Source organism: Paenibacillus lycopersici, from assembly GCF_010119935.1.
Lineage (GTDB): Bacteria > Bacillota > Bacilli > Paenibacillales > Paenibacillaceae > Paenibacillus_Z > Paenibacillus_Z lycopersici.
This window is the reverse complement of the sequence record NZ_CP048209.1, coordinates 5,554,534-5,575,354: the sequence shown is the minus strand read 5'-3', so window position 1 is coordinate 5,575,354 and position 20,821 is coordinate 5,554,534. Positions and strand designations below refer to the sequence as shown.

At 58.5% G+C, this 20,821-nt stretch carries 15 protein-coding genes and 2 pseudogenes; 14 read left to right on the top strand and 3 right to left on the bottom strand.

Annotation, left to right across the window (positions count from 1 at the left end; all coding sequences use genetic code 11):
• The 7 genes and pseudogenes from GXP70_RS24485 to GXP70_RS24455 form a co-directional block, all read left to right on the top strand.
• On the top strand, positions 1-657 hold the full coding sequence (locus GXP70_RS24485) for an HAD family hydrolase (protein WP_162359248.1): 657 nt from the start codon (positions 1-3) through the stop codon (positions 655-657).
• Between the two features lie 197 nt (positions 658-854).
• Positions 855-1,640, top strand: a complete 786-nt coding sequence (locus GXP70_RS24480; protein WP_225442900.1) for a helix-turn-helix domain-containing protein — start codon at positions 855-857, stop codon at positions 1,638-1,640.
• 177 nt (positions 1,641-1,817) lie between these two features.
• The gene (locus GXP70_RS24475; RefSeq protein ID WP_225442541.1) at positions 1,818-2,762 is read left to right on the top strand and encodes a carbohydrate ABC transporter permease; all 945 of its coding nucleotides are present in this window, start codon (positions 1,818-1,820) and stop codon (positions 2,760-2,762) included.
• A 22-nt stretch (positions 2,763-2,784) separates the two neighbouring features.
• Positions 2,785-4,188 (top strand): ABC transporter substrate-binding protein, encoded by a 1,404-nt coding sequence (locus tag GXP70_RS24470; RefSeq protein WP_162359246.1) that lies wholly within the window; start codon positions 2,785-2,787, stop codon positions 4,186-4,188.
• A gap of 72 nt (positions 4,189-4,260) precedes the next feature.
• On the top strand, positions 4,261-5,130 hold the full coding sequence (locus GXP70_RS24465; RefSeq protein WP_162359245.1) for a carbohydrate ABC transporter permease: 870 nt from the start codon (positions 4,261-4,263) through the stop codon (positions 5,128-5,130).
• 51 nt (positions 5,131-5,181) lie between these two features.
• On the top strand, positions 5,182-6,501 hold the full coding sequence (gene melA / locus GXP70_RS24460) for an alpha-galactosidase (protein WP_162359244.1): 1,320 nt from the start codon (positions 5,182-5,184) through the stop codon (positions 6,499-6,501).
• Positions 6,502-6,769: 268 nt separating this feature from the next.
• A pseudogene (locus GXP70_RS24455) lies at positions 6,770-7,076 on the top strand (IS1595 family transposase); the annotation flags it as partial.
• 166 nt (positions 7,077-7,242) lie between these two features.
• Here GXP70_RS24455 and GXP70_RS24450 read toward each other — a convergent pair.
• The 3 genes and pseudogenes from GXP70_RS24450 to thrC form a co-directional block, all read right to left on the bottom strand.
• Positions 7,243-7,914, bottom strand: coding sequence for a GDSL-type esterase/lipase family protein (locus tag GXP70_RS24450; protein WP_162359243.1), 672 nt, complete (start codon positions 7,912-7,914; stop codon positions 7,243-7,245).
• 269 nt (positions 7,915-8,183) lie between these two features.
• Positions 8,184-9,405, bottom strand: a pseudogene (locus GXP70_RS24445) (IS110 family transposase).
• Positions 9,406-10,257: 852 nt separating this feature from the next.
• The gene (thrC, locus tag GXP70_RS24440; RefSeq protein ID WP_162359242.1) at positions 10,258-11,646 is read right to left on the bottom strand and encodes a threonine synthase; all 1,389 of its coding nucleotides are present in this window, start codon (positions 11,644-11,646) and stop codon (positions 10,258-10,260) included.
• Between the two features lie 171 nt (positions 11,647-11,817).
• On the opposite strand from thrC, the gene GXP70_RS24435 reads away from it, so the two are divergent.
• From GXP70_RS24435 to GXP70_RS24405, 7 genes are all read left to right on the top strand, one after another.
• A complete protein-coding gene (locus GXP70_RS24435) occupies positions 11,818-12,798 on the top strand; it encodes an aldo/keto reductase (protein ID WP_162359241.1) in 981 nt (326 codons plus the stop codon).
• Between the two features lie 237 nt (positions 12,799-13,035).
• Positions 13,036-14,559, top strand: coding sequence for a spore germination protein (locus GXP70_RS24430; protein WP_162359240.1), 1,524 nt, complete (start codon positions 13,036-13,038; stop codon positions 14,557-14,559).
• A complete protein-coding gene (locus GXP70_RS24425; protein WP_162359239.1) occupies positions 14,556-15,647 on the top strand; it encodes a GerAB/ArcD/ProY family transporter in 1,092 nt (363 codons plus the stop codon). The genes GXP70_RS24430 and GXP70_RS24425 overlap by 4 nt, the downstream gene beginning before the upstream one ends.
• On the top strand, positions 15,644-16,861 hold the full coding sequence (locus GXP70_RS24420) for a Ger(x)C family spore germination protein (RefSeq protein ID WP_162359238.1): 1,218 nt from the start codon (positions 15,644-15,646) through the stop codon (positions 16,859-16,861). Before GXP70_RS24425 ends, GXP70_RS24420 begins: the two co-directional genes overlap by 4 nt.
• The gene (locus tag GXP70_RS24415; RefSeq protein ID WP_162359237.1) at positions 16,858-17,106 is read left to right on the top strand and encodes a hypothetical protein; all 249 of its coding nucleotides are present in this window, start codon (positions 16,858-16,860) and stop codon (positions 17,104-17,106) included. The genes GXP70_RS24420 and GXP70_RS24415 overlap by 4 nt, the downstream gene beginning before the upstream one ends.
• Positions 17,103-18,224, top strand: coding sequence for a GerAB/ArcD/ProY family transporter (locus GXP70_RS24410; RefSeq protein ID WP_162359236.1), 1,122 nt, complete (start codon positions 17,103-17,105; stop codon positions 18,222-18,224). The genes GXP70_RS24415 and GXP70_RS24410 overlap by 4 nt, the downstream gene beginning before the upstream one ends.
• 121 nt (positions 18,225-18,345) lie before the next feature.
• The gene (locus GXP70_RS24405; protein WP_162359235.1) at positions 18,346-20,820 is read left to right on the top strand and encodes an ATP-dependent helicase; all 2,475 of its coding nucleotides are present in this window, start codon (positions 18,346-18,348) and stop codon (positions 20,818-20,820) included.
• Position 20,821 lies beyond the last annotated feature (1 nt).

Sequence of the window (20,821 nt, the reverse complement as noted above, 5' to 3'; positions counted from 1 at the left end):
ATGCCGCCAGCAGTAATTTTCGATATGGATGGAACGCTGTTTCAAACCAATATGATCCTGGAGATGTCGCTCGACGAAACGTTCGCCTATTTGACGTCCCGCCAGGAATGGTCGGGCATCACGCCGATAGAGCAATATCGGAGAATTATGGGGGCTACGCTGTCCGTCGTATGGGAGACGCTGATGCCGGATCATACGGACGACATCAGGCGCGACGCCAACGACTATTTCCACGACAAGCTGATCGCCAACATTCATGGCGGCCGGGGCGCGCTATACCCGCATGTCTATGAAATGCTCGAAGCATTGAAACAGGCGGGCTGCCCGCTCTTCATCGCCAGCAACGGGCAGCGCGAATATTTGCAAGCGATCGTCAGCCAGTACGAGCTGGACCGTTGGGTGACGGAGACGTTCAGCATCCAGCAGATTCAATCGGAGGATAAGACCGACCTAATCGCTCATATCCTGCGCAAATACGCCATCGGTCAAGCCGCCGTCGTCGGCGACAGGCTCACCGATATTCGGGCCGCCAAGGGCAACGGGCTGCTCGCGATCGGCTGCCGCTTCGATTTCGCGCAGGAGGACGAGCTTGCGCAGGCCGACGCGGTCGTCGAAGATTTGCTGGACGTACCGGCGCTGGTGCAAGGCAGAACATAACGACAAGGATTTCGCCCATAGAGACGTGCAAGGCTTGCCGCGACCAAGCCTCGCACGTCTTTTTGCTGTGCGCAATACGTTTACGGGACGTTTACGAGCAGTTAATATATGGTTTCATTGCGGTTATTTGGATAGAGGGGGGTTGTTCATCATCGATTGCAAAAAAAACGTGAAAACGGAGGGATATTTTGATTGAGATGCCATCGCTTTACACCGCGGTCGTTAACCACCCGTCCGGCTGGAAGATGGGGATGCACCAGCATCCGCATTTCGAGATCGTCGTCGTGATGCTGGGGTGCGGCGCGGTTTACACGGAGGACCGGTACTATTCGATCCAGCAGGGGGACGCCATTCTGATTCATCCCGGGGTGCCTCACGATTTCAGCTCCAATACGCCGATCCGCTTCGCCGTCCTGCAGGTCGACCCGTTGTCGATCGAGCTTCGGCAGCTCTTCATGCAGCTCACCAACGAACAATCGCTTTGCTTGTTTCCGCTGGCGTACTATGCGCTGGAACGCTATGAGAAGCTGTTCGGCATCTGGGTGCATTTCTCGTCCGTCCGCCCGACGAAGCTATTTAACCAGTTCGTGCGGACATGGGTTCAGCTGTTCCTGCTGTTCCTCTTGGAATGCGTAGAGAACCGGGACAACCGGGTCACGCTCGATACGATCGCGGCGTATATTCGTTCCAACATCGACAAGGAAATACGGATTTCCGAGCTGGCGCGGATGATGAATATGTCCGAGAGCGGATTGCGCATCGCGTTCAAGAAGGCCTATGGCCTGTCGCCCAAGCAATATTTGCAGCAGTACCGCATGTCGGAGGCGAAGACGATGCTCGAGCTGTCGGATCACCATATTCAGCATATCGCCCAGCAAGTCGGGTTTCCCAGCATCCACGCCTTTTCGGCCTGGTTTCAGAAGGAGACGGGCTCCTCGCCGTCCGTATGGCGGCAAGACCATAGATACGGCGACGGAGATTGAAGTGCTTTTTTTTACAAAGACTGTCCGTTTATTTATAAATACGCATCAACCGGATGCTGGGTAAAATAACCATGCCAGTGAAATTCAGGACAGGAATGGGGGCGATCGATTAAGAAGATGACGTCCGTCGTGCCGTAATGTAACCGCTTAAACGAGTGATTCCCGGGAGGTGACCGCTTGACAAGCGCAAGGACAGAGATCGGAGAGGCCGTGCACGTCCGCTCGACCGCCGGCAAGATGAGCAGCATGACGAGGAGAAACTTGAGGAACGGCTTGCTCTTCGTGTCGCCGTGGCTGATTGGATTTGCCGTGTTCTCATTGCTTCCTTTTCTCCTATCGTTGTATTACAGTTTCACGAACTACGATGCGGTAAGCTCGCCTGACTGGGTAGGCGTCGGCAATTTCTCGCAGTTGTTTCAGGACGTTTTGTTTTGGAAATCGATTGTCAACACGATCTACTATACCGCCTTCGCGGTTCCGCTCGGCATCGTCTGCGGCGTTGCCCTGGCGCTGCTGCTGAATATCAAGATCAAAGGGATGGTCGTCTACAGAACGATCTTCTATTTGCCCAGCATCGTTCCGGTGGTGGCGTCCTCCGTCCTCTGGCTGTGGCTGTTCGATCCGCAGTTCGGACTGATCAACAGCATGCTGAACGCCGTCGGCTTGGCCGGCCCGGGATGGCTTGTCGATCCGTCATGGTCCAAGCCCGCCCTGATCGTCATGGGACTGTGGGGCGTCGGCGGCTCGATGATCATCTACCTGGCCGGTCTGCAGGATATCCCGCAGGAGATGTACGAGTCCGCGCAAATCGACGGGGCCGTCTGGTGGCACAAGATCGTCTATATCACGCTGCCGATGATCAGCCCGGTCATTTTCTTCAACCTCATCATGGGGCTGATCGGATCGTTCCAGTATTTCACGCAGGCGTATATCATTACGTCCGGCGGCCCGAACGACTCTACCTTGTTCTACTCGCTGTATCTGTACAAGAACGCTTTCTCGTACTTCCACATGGGGCTTGCCTCGGCCATGGCCTGGATCTTATTCCTGCTCATTATGGCCGTCACCCTGCTCGTATTCAGAAGTTCCGCCCGCTGGGTGTTCTACGGGGGAGAAAGATAGACGATACCGGAGGTGTAGATCGATGATTATGAAACGTAAAGGCTTGATCGTGACTTCTATCATTACCACCATGTCCGTCGGTTTAATCGCCTGTTCGTCGTCCGGCACGAACGCGAAGACGGAAGACGCGCAGAACGCCGCCAACGCCGCCAATGCCGCGAACGCCGCCGACGCGGCGAACGCTGCCGACGCCGGGAACAAAGGGGACGGGAAGGTTGTCGAAGTTACATACTGGCATATGTGGACGAGCGATTGGAAGAAGCTGATCGATAGTCTCGTCGACGAATTCAACAAGTCGCATCCGGGCATCCACGTGACGGCGCTCTCCATTACCGGGGATGCCAACGCCAAGTTTCTCACCGCGCAGGCCGGAGGCGATCCGCCGGATGTCATGACCCAGTGGAACCAGATTATTCCGTCGTGGGCGAAGAAGGGGGCCATCGCCTCGCTCGACCCGTACATCCAGACGGACGCGCCGGATATCGAGAATTGGATGTATCCGACCGTGCGGGATATCGGCAAATATAACGGGCATATGTATGCGATTCCATTCTCGATGAATACGTTCGCCATGTACTACAACAAGGATGTTTTGACGGAAGAAGGATTCGATGCGGAGAACCCGCCTCAGACGATCGAAGCGCTTGACGCCATGCAGGATAAATTATGGAAGACGGACAGCCGCGGATTCATTGAGCGTATCGGCTATATGCCCGGCGGCCTGACGATGTGGTCCCCGTCGTTCGGCGGGAAGTGGGCGGATGAGGAAGGAAATCCGACGGCGAACGATCCGAATAACTTGAAGACGCTGGAATGGTTCCAGTCGTACGCCAAGAAGTTCGATCCGAAGAAAGTAGCCGCCTTCAACAAGAGCATGTCGTCCAACGTGAATTCGGCGTGGCCGTTCCTCAGCGGCAAACAAGTCTTCGCCATGGACGGCATGTGGCGGCTCGAGGATCTGAAGAACTACGCGCCGGATTTGAAGTACGGCATTATGCCGCTCCCTTACCCCGAAGACTCGGGCAAACAGAACGCAACCTGGGTGAACGGCAACTTCAATATCATCCCCGAGAAGGCCAAGCATCCGAAGGAAGCGTGGGAATTCATCCTGTGGCTGACCGGCTACCACAACGAGGATTGGGCTGCTCAAATGCTGACCAAGGGCGGCTGGATTCCGCCTTCGCCGACCATTACGGAGAAACCGGCTTACCAGGATTTCATCAATGAAATTCCGGCCAGGAAAACGTTCGTCGAACTGCTCGGAAGCCCGAATGCGCAGATCACGCCCGTTATTCCGGTTCAGCAGTATTATTGGGACCGGGCTGCGAAGGCCGAGGAATCGGTCATGACCGCGAACAAGGATCCGAAGGCGGCGCTGGACGCCTTGCAGAAGGAAGTCGAGGCCGAAATCGCCAAAGATAACTAGCGTTCCGATGCAGGGCGGAAGGAAGCGGCTTCCTCCCGCCCGCTTGCGGATGCCGCGAAAGGAGAGATCGAAATGCCGGCGGTTAAAGCGGTTGGTTCGACAAGTTTAAGCAGGCAGAGCAGGGGGGCCGTCAAGCAAGCCGTCACGCATCTTTGCTTGATCGTTCTGGGCCTGTCGTTTCTATTTCCGTTCGTATGGATGCTGTCTACCGCGTTGAAGCCGGAAGCGCAGATCTTCGTCTGGCCGCCGGAATGGATTCCGGATAAATTCTTATGGTCCAACTTTCCGGAGGCACTGACGTTCGTTCCGTTCGGCAGGTACGTCACCAACACGCTCACGATCTGCATTTGGGCGATGGCCGGCACATGCGTTTCTTCCGCGCTTGTCGCTTACGGGTTCGCCAGAATTCAATGGCCGGGGCGGAACGTGCTGTTCATCGTCATGCTCAGCACGATGATGCTGCCGTCCCAGGTGACGATGATTCCCATCTTCGTTATTTTCCAGACCATCGGCTGGGTCGGCACCTTCAAGCCGCTCATCGTACCGGCTTTTTTCGGCGGGGCGTTCTTCATCTTCTTGCTGCGGCAGTTCTTCCTTACGATCCCGCATGAACTGTCCGAGGCGGCCAAGATCGACGGCTGTTCGGAATTCCGGACGTTCTGGCAAATCATTCTTCCCCTCGCCAAGCCCGCGCTCGCTACGGTGGCGTTATTCACGTTCATCAATCACTGGAACGATTTTATGGGCCCGTTGATTTATTTGAGCAACGAGAAGAAGTTTACGGTATCGCTCGGCCTGCAGCAATTCATCGGTCAGTACGGCACCAGGTGGGGGATGCTGATGGCGGCTTCGACCGTCGCGACATTGCCGATCATCGTTCTGTTCTTCTTCGCCCAGCGTACATTTATTCAAGGGATATCAACGACGGGCATCAAGGGCTGACTTGACACTTCGGGAACCGTTGCGTTGTTAGGCTCATAAGGGAGGATGCATATGAAGAAAATCGTGTTTATCGGCGCAGGCAGTCTCGTATTTACCAAGAACCTCGTTCGCGACCTGCTGACGTTTCCCGCCTTCGCGGCGTGCACGATCTCGCTGGTCGATATCGACGAGGAGCGTCTCGGCTACGCGAAGAAGACGGTGGAGAAGATCATCGCCGCCGGTCAGTATCCCGCCAACGTGGAAGCGCATACGGACCGGAAAGCGGCGCTGCCCGGAGCGGACGGGGTCGTGTGCACCATCCTGGCCGGCGGCTTGAACGTATGGCGGAAGGATATCGAAATCCCCAAGAAGTACGGCGTCGATATTAACGTGGGCGATACGCGGGGACCTTCGGGCATCTTCCGGGCGCTGCGGACGATCCCGGTGATGCTGGACATCTGCCGCGATATCGAACGGTATTGCCCGCAAGCGATCGTGCTGAACTACACGAATCCGATGGCGATGCTGTGCAGGGCGATGCAAAGCGAGACGAGCATCACCGTCACCGGCTTGTGCCATAGCGTCCAAGGAACGGCCGCCATGCTGGCCAGATGGATCGGCGCGCCGATGGACGAAATCACCTATCTGTGCGCGGGCATTAACCACCAGGCATTCTATCTGGATTATCGCTGGAACGGCAAGGACGCCTATCCGCTCATCCGGGAGGCGATGAACGATCCCCGGATTTACAACGAGGAACAAGTGCGCAACGAAATGTTCCTTCATCTCGACTATTACGTGACCGAATCCAGCGGCCATAATTCGGAGTACAACGCCTGGTTTCGCAAGCGGCCCGACCTGATCGAGAAGTACTGCACGCACGGCACGGGCTGGAACCCCGGCGAATACGCGTATATCGTCAAAGGGTACGAGAAGCGGCAGAGCGACTGGAGAGCGCAGATGCAGCGATGGACGGACGAACCGATCGATTTAAAGCGGGGCGAGGAATACGCGGCTTCCATCTTCAACGCCACGATCGGGGACGGGACCTTGTTCAAGTTCAACGGCAATGTCCGGAACACGAATCTGATCGATAATTTGCCCGACGGCTGCTGCGTCGAAGTGCCCGTACTGGCGTCCAAGAGAGGTCTCGAGCCGATCCGCGCGGGCGCGCTGCCCAGCCAGCTGGCAGCCTTGACGAATATAAGCGCGAGGTGCGAGGAGATGGCGGTCGAAGGCGCGCTGACAGGGGATCCGCGGCGAATCTTCCATGCCGTATGCTTCGATCCGCTGACATCGGCCGTGCTCAGCCTGAGCGAAATCAAGTCCATGGTAGACGAGATGTTCGAAGCGAACCGGGACTATCTGCCGCAGTTCAAGCATTTTAACTAGGCGTTCAGGCGGCGCTAGCCGTCGTTAAGCTGATGGACTTCGCGCGCGTGCTGCCGTTTCAGCGACCAAGCCGCATTCGATAACATGTTGCGGTCCGCTCCGTTGCCAATAGTTCCGTTAACGCAAGCACGGCTCTGGGAGTAAACCGTTGATTGCCCAGCATATGGGCCGCTAAAGCTTCGATTCTAATCGAATAAATCGAAGAAGAAGGGACTGTCCCAAAAGTCATCGAAGATGACCAAGGGATAGCTCCCTCTTCTTTTAGTTTCCGCATTGCACAGCCCACTCTGTCGTTCGATTTGGGGAATTTTCTGTTCAAACGCGTGCTGGAGTGGTCAACCGGCAGCGTTACCGTTGTAAATCCTGTTTACAGACGTATAACGACTTAACAAATACGCCTCTTCAGCGCACGCGTAGACCTCATCTTTGGGTTCGTTATGTCACCTTGTTTTATCGGCGGCATGAGCAACGACCAGGTTTGTGTCCTCGTGGCCCGTGACCGCCAGAAAATGACCTACTTCGGTGTTCTTGGACGTGGGCGCATTAAGACAACAAAATTGGATGAAGCGATTGGCTGGTCAAATCGTGCCTGGTTACTGTGAACGACACGAATAAAAAGCTTCGGTTGTCTGCTTATGCTTGTTAAGCTATCGGAGGTTAGCTTGATGATTAAATCGAATATTGATATTGATTCTTTAAGTCTGTCCCGTTTCAAGTTCATGTATATTCATGTTACCGCACTTACAGATAGGGCATTAAATTGTTCAAGATGACGGCATATCCGTTTGCGTATATGTGAATTCCGTCGCTGCTGAATTCCGATTTCAGATTTCCTTCCTCGTCCGTCAGCCCTTCGTTCACATCAATGAAGGTATGGTTGTGCTTGGCCGCAAGCCGCTCGATCGCCCGGTTCGCTTCCCGAATCGCCTTGTTCGTCCTGCGCTGGAACACTTCTTCCATGGAAGCTTTGGGCACGAAGGGAAACTCCACCTTGGCGTTCACGGGGTAATAGGCCATGACATACACCCGGCAGTCGGGAAGCCGCCTGGCAAGTTGGGTCAGAATCTCATCGTAATTCGCCAGCAGATGCCCCAGCTGATAGCCGGGTGCGCTGATATCGTTGGTTCCGATGTTGATAAAAAGCTTGGAGGGCTCCAGCTCGAAGATGCACGCCTCCATGGACGCGAGTAAATCTACCGTCACATAGCCGGCAATGCCGCGATTATAGATGCAATATCGGGTCTCCAGCTTCATCTGCATTTCATTGATCGGGAAAAACTCCATCAGTGAAGAACCGGCAAGCACCGTTTGTCCCTTCAAAGCGAGCTGGTTGAGGATGTGGTATTTCCGTATCTTTTCCTTCTTCTCGTCATGTACTTCCGGCAGAGCCGGTTCCTTCGAAGTATTTGTCATCGTCATGCCTCCTTCTCGTAGCTCACTTCCATTTTACCTATTCGCGGCATTCCAGCAAGCCTCCCTGGTCCCCGCCAATACCCCAATTGAAGGTATACTTTTGCCGAAAATGTTCGTAGAAGGAGCACACCCGCCGTACCGGATTGGTCGGATCAGACGCTGCCTTTCCGTTTAACTACCCCGAAAATTACTCATAGCAGAGACCCAAAAATGGCAGCACGAAACTAAGCCAAAAACTGTGCTTGCTTGGTTGTATGGGAATTAGAACGTTAAGAGGCCTGTGTGGCAGAGAGCGCAACCTGAAAACAAAGATTCTCGAGTTTTCGTATGGCTTGTCTTACGATCGCTTCTTGCTGCCGTTGCTCAAAGTAATGGCTGCCTAAATCTTTGTAACCTTCTCGCCGTGTGAGAAGATGGTAAACAATGGCCATGATGGAGTGGGCGACAGCTACGGCAGCCGGTGTCTGCCTTTTCGTGCGGCGATGCGTCGGTACTGGACTCCCAGGTAATTATCGGATCTACCATACGAAGGGGCGACTTCAATCAGCGCCGCTCGGTGATATTTGTTGCCTTTGCGCGTTTTCGAGGATTTGCGTTTGCCGGCACTTTCATTTTGGCCGGGGACCAGGCCGGCCCACGAACAGAGGTGAGCGGCGGAAGGGAAGCGCGAAGCGACATCCGTCCCCACTTCGGCCAGAATTTGTTCTGCGGTACGCCGGCCGATGCCGGGAATCGTATCCAGCCGATCAATGTCTTGCTGAAAAGGGTCGAGCCGTTTGGCTACCTCCGTATCCAGTTCGAGAATTTGCTCATTCAGAAAATCGACGTGCGTGAGCATGGTTTTCAGCATGATCCGCTGGTGGGCGCTCATGTTTCCGCGCAAGGCTAATTCGGGTTCTTCTTTCTTTTTCTTCAAGGTCCGCCTGGCGAAGGCGGCCAGCTTTTCCGGATCTTCTTCACCCTCGATCATGGCGCCCATCATATCGCGGCTGCTTACGCCCATAGTGTCGGAGACCACAGCAGCGAGCTTAATATTGGCGCCTTCCAGGACCTTTTGGACCCGGTTATGTTCACGGGACCGTTCCTGAATCAGGCTTCTACGGTAGCGGACCAACTCACGAAGTTCGCGTTGGTTGCGATCTGGAATATAGCTGGGCTTCAGCAGCCCATGCCGCAGCAGATTGCAAATCCACTCCGCATCCTTCACGTCCGTTTTCCTGCCGGGAACCGCTTTGATGTGCTGGGCATTCACGACCAGGAACTGAATCTCTTCGGCTTCAAGCAGGTTGACGATGGGTTTCCAGAAAACGCCGGTACTCTCCATGGCCACATGCGTACAGCGATGCTGCTTGATCCAGTCGATCAGATCGAGCAGGAACGCGTGTGTGTGCGAAACGTCTTAATCTCCTTTCCTTCGGGAGTCATGACGCAAGCAGTGATGGACTTCTTGTGAACATCCAAACCGCAAGCACGTTCGATCAGGATATCCATAACATTCACCTTTCTACGGCAGTTGAAATTGAGGACTGGGCAACAACCAGAAAAGGATTACTCTACCCCGCGTGCTTCCAAAAAGGAGCGACATACCGTGGTGCACCGTGGCCGTCGTAGTCAGACTAACGGATGGGTTCGCGACACCATAGCTTAACGACCTTCCTCACCAGCCGTAAGAATAGTATAAAACGCCGCATCAAAATTTTCATTACGCTGTGGTGCCCCGAGAGGGGCATGGATGGCTAACGGGAAACTATTGTTCAATGATCCAGGAGCAGTTTGCCTTCACGGTAGCTGCTCCTTTTCGAAGCAAGGAAGCGGACAAGAGATGCGTTATTGGCCGGCTTTCCTTGTCTTTCCGTGTGCTTGCGGACAGGAGATGCGCTATTTCACCCCACATGCAGACATTCGGTGCTATCCGGAGGCAATAACGAATCCTGTGTCCGAATGCCAGCCCAAAACACCGATTTCCATACAAATAGCGGATCCTGTGTCCGTTGCATAGGGGGGGTCTCGTTCAGGCGATGCGGCTTCGTCTATTTTCTCGGCAGCCAGAATTGCACATTTGCTTCCATGAAGCGGATGTGCAATTCTTTCTTAGTTAGGAAAATATGGGTTATTATGATGCGCTCGGGCATCTCGATAACCGGTTGAAGCACGTCGTCGCCAACGGACACAGGCTGGAGAAGCCGCCACCCGAGTAAGATAAGCCTGCGCCGGAGCAGGAGCAGCTGGCGGGAGAGCCTGGCCGAACGGAACGGCCCGAACCAATCAAACAGCACCTCAAGGATCAACCAAGATCCCTGAGGTGCTGTTTTTGCGCAGCGCCTGTTGCCGCGCGTTCATATGCTAGAAGAAACGAACCAGCTGATCCGCCACCGCTTCGTTCGTGCCCGCGACGCGGGTTTGGAACTGCGGCTTGTCGGCGAGCGCCTGGATTTGGGCTGGCGCCGTCTGCTTGATGTCGAGCAGGCGAATGGCTTCGTCGAACTTGGCCGGATGCGCCGTCGACAAGGCGACGGTCACTTCGTCGTCCGCCGTGAAGCGATGCGCTGCCGCTACGCCGCATGCCGTATGCGGATCGAGCAGGTAGCTGTATGCCTTGAAGCAAGCGTCGATTTCGCGCAGGCACTCCTCGTTCCGCACGCCGTATGCCGCGAAATCGGCTTGCGCCTGCTTCAGGGCGTCGCCCGTGATGACAACGCGGCCGTCGCGTTTGAAGTCGTCCATGATCGCGGAGACGATACCCGCGTCTTCGCCGTTCAGATAGTACAGGTAGCGCTCGAAGTTGCTCGCCACTTGAATGTCCATGGAGGGGCTGTGGGTGCCGCGGAACTCGCCAGGCTGGTACACGCCCTCCTTGATGAAGCGCTCCAGAATGTTGTTCTCGTTCGTCGCCAGGATGAGCTTGTTGATCGGCAAGCCCATGCGCTTGGCCATGTAGCCCGCGAAGATGTCGCCGAAGTTGCCCGTCGGCACGCTGAAGTTGACCTTCTCGCCTTGGCCCTGCTTCGCCAGCTGGAAGTAGGCGTAGAAGTAATAGACCGTCTGCGCGAGAATCCGGGCGATGTTAATGGAATTGATCGCCCGCAGATGGTAGCGCTGCTTGAATGCGACGTCGGCGAACAGCTCCTTGATGATGCGCTGGCAGTCGTCGAAATTGCCGTCCACGGCCAGGTTCAGCACGTTGGCGTCGTCGACCGTCGTCATTTGCAGCTCCTGCACCTTGCTCACTTTGCCGTGCGGATGGAGGATGCAGATACGGATGCCTTCCTTGCCGCGCACGCCTTCGATCGCGGAAGCGCCGGTATCGCCGGACGTCGCGCCGAGGATATGGATGGTCGAGTTCCGCTTCTTGGAGATATATCCGTACAGGTTGCCGAGAAATTGCAGCGCGATGTCCTTGAACGCGAACGTCGGGCCGTGGAACAGCTCCAGAATATGCAATCCGTTGTTCACGCGGCGTACCGGCGTCACTTCGTCGTCGCGGAAATTGCCGTAGCTTTCGTCGACGAGCTGCTTCAGCTCCTCGCGCGGAATTTCGCCGTCGATGTACAGCGAGAACAGCTCCAGCGCCAGCTCCGGGTACGAGAGGTTCTGCCAGGCGCGCAGCGTTGCTTCGGATAATTGCGGAATATGCTTCGGAACGAGAAGTCCGCCGTCATCGGCCAGACCCATTAGGACGCCGTCGATAAAGCCGACCGGTGCGATTTTGCCACGTGTGCTGATGTAGTCCATAACGATCCCCTTCAACAAATTTTCAATTATTGTATCAAAAATCGCGCTTAATTCCCAATAGAATTTGCGCGCCGCGCGATTTGACACGCATCCCCGGCGTGCGGGATACTGAGTCCATGGAAGTATTCGCCAGCGCGAACGATAACGAATGGTGAGAAGGAGCGATGCGACATGGAATACCGTCGTCTTGGCGGAAGCGGGCTCGCCGTATCGGCGCTCGGGCTAGGCACGAACGCGTTCGGCAAGCGCTGCGACCGCGCGGCGTCGACCGCCATCATCGATTATGCCCTTGACCGGGGCGTCAATTTCATCGATACGGCCAATATTTACGCGGGAACGGAATCCGAAACGATCATCGGACACGCGCTGAAGGGCAAGCGCGACCGGGCCGTGCTGGCGACGAAAGCCGGACTGCCCCGCAGGGAGGGACCGAACGGCGGCGGCTCGTCCCGCCAGCATCTGCAGCGCGAGCTGGAGGAGAGCCTGAACCGTCTCCGGACCGACTACGTGGATCTCTATCAGATCCATACGTTCGATCCGCATACGCCGCTGGAGGAGACGCTCCGCGCGCTCGACGACTTCATCCGCGCAGGCAAAGTGCGCTACATCGGCGCCTCCAACTACGCGGCATGGGAGCTGACCAAGGCGCTCGGTATCAGCGAGCTGCGCGGCTTCAGCCGGTACGTGTCCGTGCAGGCGAGCTACTCGCTGGCCGACCGCACGCCGGAGCGCGAGCTCGTGCCGGCCTGCCGGGATCAGCAGGTGGGCATCATTCCGTACTTCCCGCTCGCAGGGGGCATCCTGAGCGGCAAGTATGCGGCGGCTTCGTCGGACGCCGCGCCGAAGGGCTCCAGGGCGGACACCGACAAAGGCTTCAACCGGTTCATGAACGACCGCGAGCTAGCGCTTGGCCAAGCTGTCCGGACGATCGCTGAAGCGAACGGATGCCGGCCGGGCGCGCTGTCGCTGGCCTGGCTGATGGCTCGGCCGGCCGTGGCCACGGTTATCGCGGGCGCGACGCGGGTCGAGCAGCTGGAGGATAACCTGAGCAGCCTCGAGATCCAAGTGACGGCAGCGTTGGAAGCGGAGCTGGACGCCGCCAGCGAGCCGTTCCGGCACGGCGATCCGTTCGCGGTGTACCGGCTGCCGTAACCCGCGCCATAGGCGAGCGAAGTACGCGCCATACGCGCAGCGAAGCACGCGCAAGAGCATGCATGAAGCCGCATTCAACCGAAATGATTTCGGGGGATGCGGCTTTTTTGCGGTTGTTCCGCGCTCTGCAGCAGCGCAAGGCCTGTCGAAACATGGTAGGCCCTTGGCCGGTCCGAGCGTTTACGAAAGGCGAATTATGGAAAAAAAGATGAATGAAACCCGGGAAGGAGAACGCCTATGAACGCCAACGCCACTGCCGCCTCGCATCCCGTCTCTCCCGTGCTGGCCGACAATTACAACGTTTTGAGCGCGATGTATGCGAATTGCAATGATGTTATCTTTCGCCGGTTGAAGATCGGCGAGTCGACGGAAGCGCTGCTGGTGTTCATCGAAGGCTTGATTAACTTGGAGCTGCTGGACCAGCACGTTATTCGCGCGCTCCAGCGGGAAATGACGACGCTGGACGACGACAATGCGATGCTCGCGCTGCAAGCGACGCTCTCCATCTCGGGCATGGCCGCCGTCGGGACGATCGAGGAAGCGGCCTTGAATATCGGCAGCGGCCAGGCCCTGCTGTTCGCGGCGGGACTTACGCAGAGCTTCTCCTTGGGACTGGCCAAATGGGAGAAGCGCGGCATCGAGGAGCCGTCCGCGGAGAATGTCGTCCGCGGCCCGCGCGAAGGGTTCACGGAGACGATCAGCGTCAACCGCTCCATGCTGCGGCGCAAGATCAGGACGCCCGCGCTCAAAATGATCGCGTACCGGCTCGGGCGGCAGACCCAGACGGAAGTCGACCTCGTCTACATCGAGGGCACGGCCAACGGGTCGCTGGTCGCCGAAGCGCAGGAACGGATTTCCGGCATCGATATCGACGGCATCCTCGAAAGCGGATACGTGGAAGGCTTGATCGAGGACAGCCCCTTCTCGCCTTTCCCGCAAATGCAGGTAACGGAGCGGCCCGACGTCGTCGCCGCCGGCCTGCTGGAGGGCAGGATCGCGATCCTCGTGGACGGGACGCCGTTCGCCCTGATCGCGCCGGTGACGCTGTTCTCCATGCTGCAGTCCCCGGAGGATTATTATCAGCGCTTCTATATCGGCACGCTCATTCGCTGGCTTCGGTACTTGTTCTTCGTCATGACGCTCGTGCTGCCTTCTTTGTACGTCTCGATCCTGACGTTTCATCAAGAAATGGTGCCGACGTCGCTGCTGCTCAGCATCGCGAAATCGCGGGAAGACATTCCGTTCCCCGCGCTCGTGGAGGCGCTGCTGATGGAGGTCTCCTTCGAGGCGCTTCGCGAGGCCGGCGTCCGTCTGCCCAAGCAGGTCGGCGCGGCCGTCAGCATCGTCGGCGCGCTCGTCATTGGCCAGGCCGCCACGTCAGCGGGCCTGGTGTCCGCGCCGATGGTCATGGTCGTCGCCATTACGGGGATCGCCTCCTTCATGATCCCGCAGTACAGCAGCGGCATCGCCATCCGGATGCTGCGATTTCCCATTATGTTCCTCTCCGGCATGCTGGGCCTGCTCGGACTGATGCTGGGCATTATCGTGATCGTCGTTCACCTGTGCTCGCTGCGCTCCTTCGGCGTGCCGTACCTGCAGCCGGTAGCGCCGATGAAGGGATCCGAGCTGAAGGACGTGCTGTCCCGTCCGCCGATTTGGATGCAGCGCCGACGGCCGAGCCTGACCGGCAAGCCGTCCAATCCCGTGCGCCAAGCGCCGAATTTGAAACCAGAACCGCCGCAAGGGAATGAGTCCTCATGATCGAAAAAGGCCGTATATCGGCGTTGCAGCTGGCGATCTTCATGCACCCGACCATACTTGCCACGGCGGCCCTTTCCGTGCCGTCCATCACGATCGGCACGGCGGGACGCGACATGTGGGCGGTACCGATCGTGTCCAGCGTCACCGGGTTTCTTGCGATCTTCGTCGTCTTCAAGCTGCATGCGTATTATCGGGGCAAAACGTTCATCGAATACTGCGAGCTCGTCTTCGGGAGCCTGATCGGCCGCTTGACGGCGTTCTTCTACCTGGTGTCGTTCCTGTATACCAACGGTATCGTGATCCGGGAGTACGGCGAATTCATCGCTACGGCGTTCCTGCTGCGCACGCCGATGGTATTCGTCGTTTGCAGCTTGATGATCGTATGCGCCTATGCGCTGCATCAAGGCGTCGAAGCGTGGGTCAGAGCGGCGCAGCTGCTCATACCGGGAGCGTTCGGCATCATCCTGTTCATGCTGGTCATCATGGTGCCGGAGATGCATCCGAAGGAGATGTTTCCGATCCTGGAATACGGGCCGATGCCGCTCCTGCGGTCCGCGATCGTGCCGTCCGCCTGGTATTCGCAATTTTTTATCGTGTCGATCTTCCTGCCTTACCTGTCGAAGAAGGGCATGTCCCCGCTCAAATGGCTGCTGATCAGCCTGACGGTCGTCATGGCGACGATGCTATGCATCAACCTGGGCGTCCTGTACGTCTTCGGCATTGCGAACAAGGGGTACCATTATCCGTTTCTCATCGCGGTGCGCTACATCTCCTTGTCCGATTTCTTGGAGCACTTGGAGTCGCTGCTGATGGCAGCCTGGCTCGTGGCGATCTTCATCAAAATCATGGCCGTCTATTATGCGGCCGCCCTCGGCACCGCGCAGCTGCTGCGGCTCGCGGACTATCGCGTGCTCATCGCGCCGATCGGCCTGCTGATGGTGCTGTTCAGCATTTGGTGCGCGTCGGACTACGAGGAGCTCCGCGAGTTGCTGGGCACGAGCGTTCCGTTCCTCTCGCTCGTATATCAAGTGCTCGTTCCGCTCCTGATGCTCGGCATCGCGATGGCAAGGGGGGCGCGCGCTTCATGAGCTTGCGGAAGATCGGGCGCTTCGGCGCGTTCGCGTGCGCGCTCGCCTGCGCCTCCCTGCTGCAGGGCTGCTGGGACCGGACGGAAGTCAACGATCTGGGCTTGATCACGGGAGCGGCCATCGACCGCCAGGACGAGAACCATATTCGGCTGGCGGTGCAAATCTTCGTTCCGCGCGCGTCGGGCGGCGGGGGAGGCGGCATGGAGATGGGATCCAAGGGCGGCGTCGGCACGTCCAGCACGTTCGTCCATTCCGCTGTCGGGGAGAACATCGCCGACGCGCTGTCGCATCTGCAGGAACGGATGCCGCGCAGGCTGTTCTGGGGACACGCCGAAGTCATTCTGTTCGGCGAGGCCGAAGCCAGGCACGGCATTCGCGACGATATCGATTACCTCATGCGGGCGCCGCAGCCCAGGGAGCGAGCGTACATTTACGTCTGCTCGGGCCAGGCCAGGCAGGTGCTCGAGATGCAGGCCACGCTGGAGCGGGATTCGTCCGAAGCGCTCCGGGAGATCGCCAAGAGCGGCGAGTCCATGAGCGTCACGATGACGCAGCTGGCCAAGATGCTGGCGGACGAGTCGGGAGCCGCGGCACTGCCTTGGCTCAAGCGGAATGCGCCGCGGACGAAGACGAATCCCGACGGCTCGGCCAATTACAGCAACGGGACGGCTGTGTTCAAGGACGACCGGATGGTCGGCGTCGTCGACGAAGCGACGACGCGAGGCATCCTGTGGCTGCGCAACGAGATCAAGAACGGCGTCATCACGGTGCGGCCCGAAGGCGGGCAAGGGAGCGTCTCCGCCAAGGTGCTGCGGGGCAAGACGACGCTGAAGCCGCGTATCGCCGGCGGCAAGTGGAGCATGACCGTTCGGATCAAGACCGATACCGACGCGCTGCAGAACGCGTCGTCGGTGAATTTGATGACCAGTCAGGCAGCCGTCCGAAGCGTCGAGAAGGCGTTGGAACAAGATCTGACCGCGCGCGTCGATATGGCGCTGCAGAAGGTGCAGAAGAACTTGAAGGCAGACGTGTTCGATTTTGCCGGCGCCTTTCATCGGGCCTATCCGAAGGCATGGCATCGGTACGGATCCCGATGGGACGAGAATTTCCCCGAAGTCGAGGTCAAGGTCATCCCGCAGGTCCGGATGCTGCGCCCCGGCTTGTCGAACGCGCAGAATCGAGAGAAGAACGGAAAGGATGAGGACGCGGGATGACGACATGGTATGCATTGCCCAGTCTGTTGACGATCAGTCTTCTCGTGACTGCGTTTCAATGGCATTGGATGCGGCAGGCGCGGCGGAAGGAGAAGCTCGTCTACCTGACGCTGCTGGCCGCCGGCTGGATTTTGGCGGTGCTGCTGCTGATCGATCCTCGACTGCCGGGGCCGACCCAGCTCGTCAATGCTCTGTTCGAGAACCTCGGCCGGCAGGTCATTCACGGCGGCAAGGCCGGCTCATGAGAGAGATGCGCATCGGCGGCAAACAGCTATTCTGGCTCATGGCGGTCATGCAGTCGGGCATGACGATCCTGCTCACCGTCAATCCCGCCGTCATGGCCGCCGGACGGGATGCCTGGCTATCGACGGCGGCCGCCGGCTTGCTCGGCGTGCTCTCCGCCTTCGTGCACGCGAGGGTCAACCGCCGGTTTCCGCGGCAGACGCTGGTCGACTTCGCCGGACGAATCGTCGGCAAGGGGGTTGCGCAAGCGATCATCCTGCTCTACCTGCTGTTCTGGTACGTCGTATTGGCAATGATTCTCCGGCAATATACGGAGTTTATTCTATCGACGATCCTGCCGAGCACGCCCCTGCTGGTCCCGCTCGTTCTCCTGCTGCTCGTCGGCGTCTACGTCACGGTCATGGGCATCGAGGCGCTGGCCCGATGCGCGGAGCTGTTCGGTCCTTTCATTCTGCTGGGCATCTTCGTCCCGCTGCTGCTGACGGCCGACGATATGGATATGGGCAACGTGCTTCCGGTCTATGCGGATTCGGGCTGGATGACGATCATGCAAGGCTCGCTTCCGACCCTGTCGTTTCTGGGCGACTGCGTCATTATGTGGATGCTGTACGCCTTCGTGCCGGAAGGTCACAAAGGGCCGAAGTACGTCATGCTCGGCGTCGGCATTTCCGGTTTTCTGACCTGCGCCGCTGCGTTTCTGGCGATCGGGGTCATGGGCGAGGGACAGAGCGCGAACATCACGTATCCCTACTTCAATCTGATCCGCAATACCTCCTATTTCGATTTCGTTCAAAATCTCGATTCGCTCGTCATCGCCATCTGGATCGTGAGCGTCTTCGTCAAGGTCTCGCTGTATCTCTTCGCGTGCGCGTACGGCACCGCCCAATGGCTGAAGGTGCGCAGATGGCGCCGGACGCTCTGGTTCGTCGCGCCTGCCGTATTCGTCATTTCCCTCATTCCGCGGGATTTCGTGGAAAGCTCCGTCTTGTTCCCGCAGAAAATCGCGATTCCGTACATTCTGCCGATCCACGTATTCGGAATCCCGCTGCTGCTCTGGGCGATTGCCGCGAAGCGAGGTGCCAGCGAACGGGCAAGCCGGGAGCCGGCGGGGAAAAATTAACCCTTGCGCCAGGATACGGATTATTGCGATACTGAAAGGACAGAAAACGGCGGATCGACCTGCATCCCTCTCCAAGCCGGAGAGGGATGTTTGCGTCTCCGCAAGCGGAAGGCAGATGGGTATGGCGGGATCGGGCAACGATTTTTTCGCGCGCAAGCACGCAGAGCTTGGCGTCGCTTTAAACGAAGTACAGAAGAAAGCCGTGCTGCAGACGGAGGGGGCGCTGCTGCTGCTCGCATCGCCGGGCTCCGGCAAGACGACGACCGTTATCATGCGCATCGGCTACCTGATCGAGGTGAAGGGCGTTCACCCTTCGCGGATCAAGGCGGTGACGTTCAGCAGGGCGTCGGCGCAGGATATGAAAGACCGGTACACCCGGTTTTTCCCGGATCATCCGGACGGCGGCGTACAGTTCTCCACGATCCATAGCTTCGCGTTCGAGGTGATGCGGGAGCATCTGCGCCGGTCGCGGCTGACGTTCCAGATCATCGAGGGCGAGGTGGAGCAGCGGGAAGACGAGGAGCTGCCGCTGCATAAGAAGCTGATCCTGCGCGATCTCTATCGCAAGCTGAAGGGCGAGAACCTGACCGAGGAGCAGATGGAGGAGCTGACGACGTACATCAGCTTCGTCAAGAACAAGCTGCTGCCGGAGCGGGAATGGGAATCGGTGAAGTGCGACGTTCCCGAGGCGGCGCAGGTCGCGAAAGCGTACGAAGCGTTCAAGCGTTCGTTCGAGGGCAGGCTGCTGGTCGATTACGACGATATGCTCGTGCTGGCGAACGGCGCGCTGGAGGACGACGGCGGGCTGCTGTGGAAATACCAGAACCGCTACGATTATGTCCTGACCGACGAAAGCCAGGATACGTCGCTCGTTCAGCATGCGATCATCGAGAAGCTGGCGCGCAGGCACGGCTGCCTGTGCGTCGTGGCCGACGACGATCAGAGCATCTATACGTGGCGGGCCGCGGAGCCGCAGTATTTGCTCGATTTCAGGAACGTCTTCCCCGAGGCGGCCGTGCTGAAGATGGAGCAGAATTACCGTTCGTCCCGCAACATCGTAGACATCGCGAACCGTTTCATCAAGCGCAACGAGCAGCGCTACGACAAGAACATGTTCACCCGCAATCCGGGCAGCCGGCCGATCTATATCAAGCAGCTCGACGATTACAAGGGGCAGGCGAAATACGTGGCCGCGGCGGTCGAAGGTTCGGTCGCTCCGCTGCCGCAGAACGGCCAACCCATGCATCCGGAGCATGCCGCTCCGCCCACGCAGAACGGCCGGCCCGCGCAGCCGGGGACGGAAGCGCTTGGCGAGACGGCCGTGCTGTACCGCAACAATGCGTCGTCGATCATGCTGATGAACGAATTCGATCGGCGCGGCATTCCGTTCTACATGAAGGACGGCGACAACCGCTTCTTCTCCCACTGGGTGCTGGAGGACGTGCTCGGCTTCATGCGCATGGCGTATACGGACAAGCGCCCCGATCTATTGGAGAAGATTCATACGAAAATGGCCGGCTACGTCTCCAAGGTTCAGATGGCCGCCTTGACCGCGATCGACAACGGGGAATCCGTCTTCGACAACCTGGTCAATCACGTGCCACTGAAAGACTATCAGTCGAAGCAGCTGCTGGAATGCAAGGAGCTGTTCCAGGCGATGCGGAGCATGGAGCCGCGCGCGGCCATCCGTCTGATCCGGTTCAAGCTCGGCTACGAGCGGGCGATCGACCGGATGTGCGAGCGGCTCGGCTTCCGCAAGGAGAATCTGACCGGCATCCTGAACACGCTCGAGGACATTGCGGATGGCCTTGCGACGCTGGAGGATTTCGCGAACCGGCTGAAGTACCTGGAGGCGGTCATGAAGGCGTCCAAGAAGAACAAGAACGCGAACGCGGTCACGTTCTCGACGCTGCACAGCGCGAAGGGGCTCGAATTCGAGCGGGTGTTCATGATCGATCTGATCGACGGCATCATTCCGTCGAACGAAGACATGAAGAAGACGGAAGGCGAGGTATCGCCGCTGATGGAGGAGTCCGTCCGGCTGTTCTATGTCGGCATGACGCGGGCGAAGCGCGAGCTGACGCTGCTCAGCTATGCGAAGCGCGACGGCGAAGAGGCGACGGAGTCGCAGTTCGTGAAGGCGGTGCGGGAGCTGCAGTCGCCGCGGCAAGCGGCGGCTTCGGCACCCGGACGCAGGCCGGAAGCGGCGTGGAACGCGGATGCGCCGGGCCGTCGTCCCGGCGCCGCGAAGCCCACGGCGTCTGCGTCCGCGGCAGCGGCGGATGCCGCGGCGAAGACGAAACGGGGCGCTGCCGGACGCGGCGCCGCCGCGAGCCGTTCCGGCCGCACAGCGGGCGCGAGCTCCGGCGTCACCGTCACCGAAGGCCGGCCCGGCGAAGAGCCGTCCGCGCGCAATCCGCGCGCGCTGAAGAGCTTCGACGGGCTGAAGCCCGGCGACCCGCTCGTGCATGCCGCGTTCGGCCCGGGCGCATTCGTCTCGGCCAGCCGCGACATGATCGAAATCGACTTCGCCGGCGGCAGACGCAAGCTGTCCGCCGCCGCCTGCATCGGCATGGGTCTCGTGTCGCGCCCGTAGC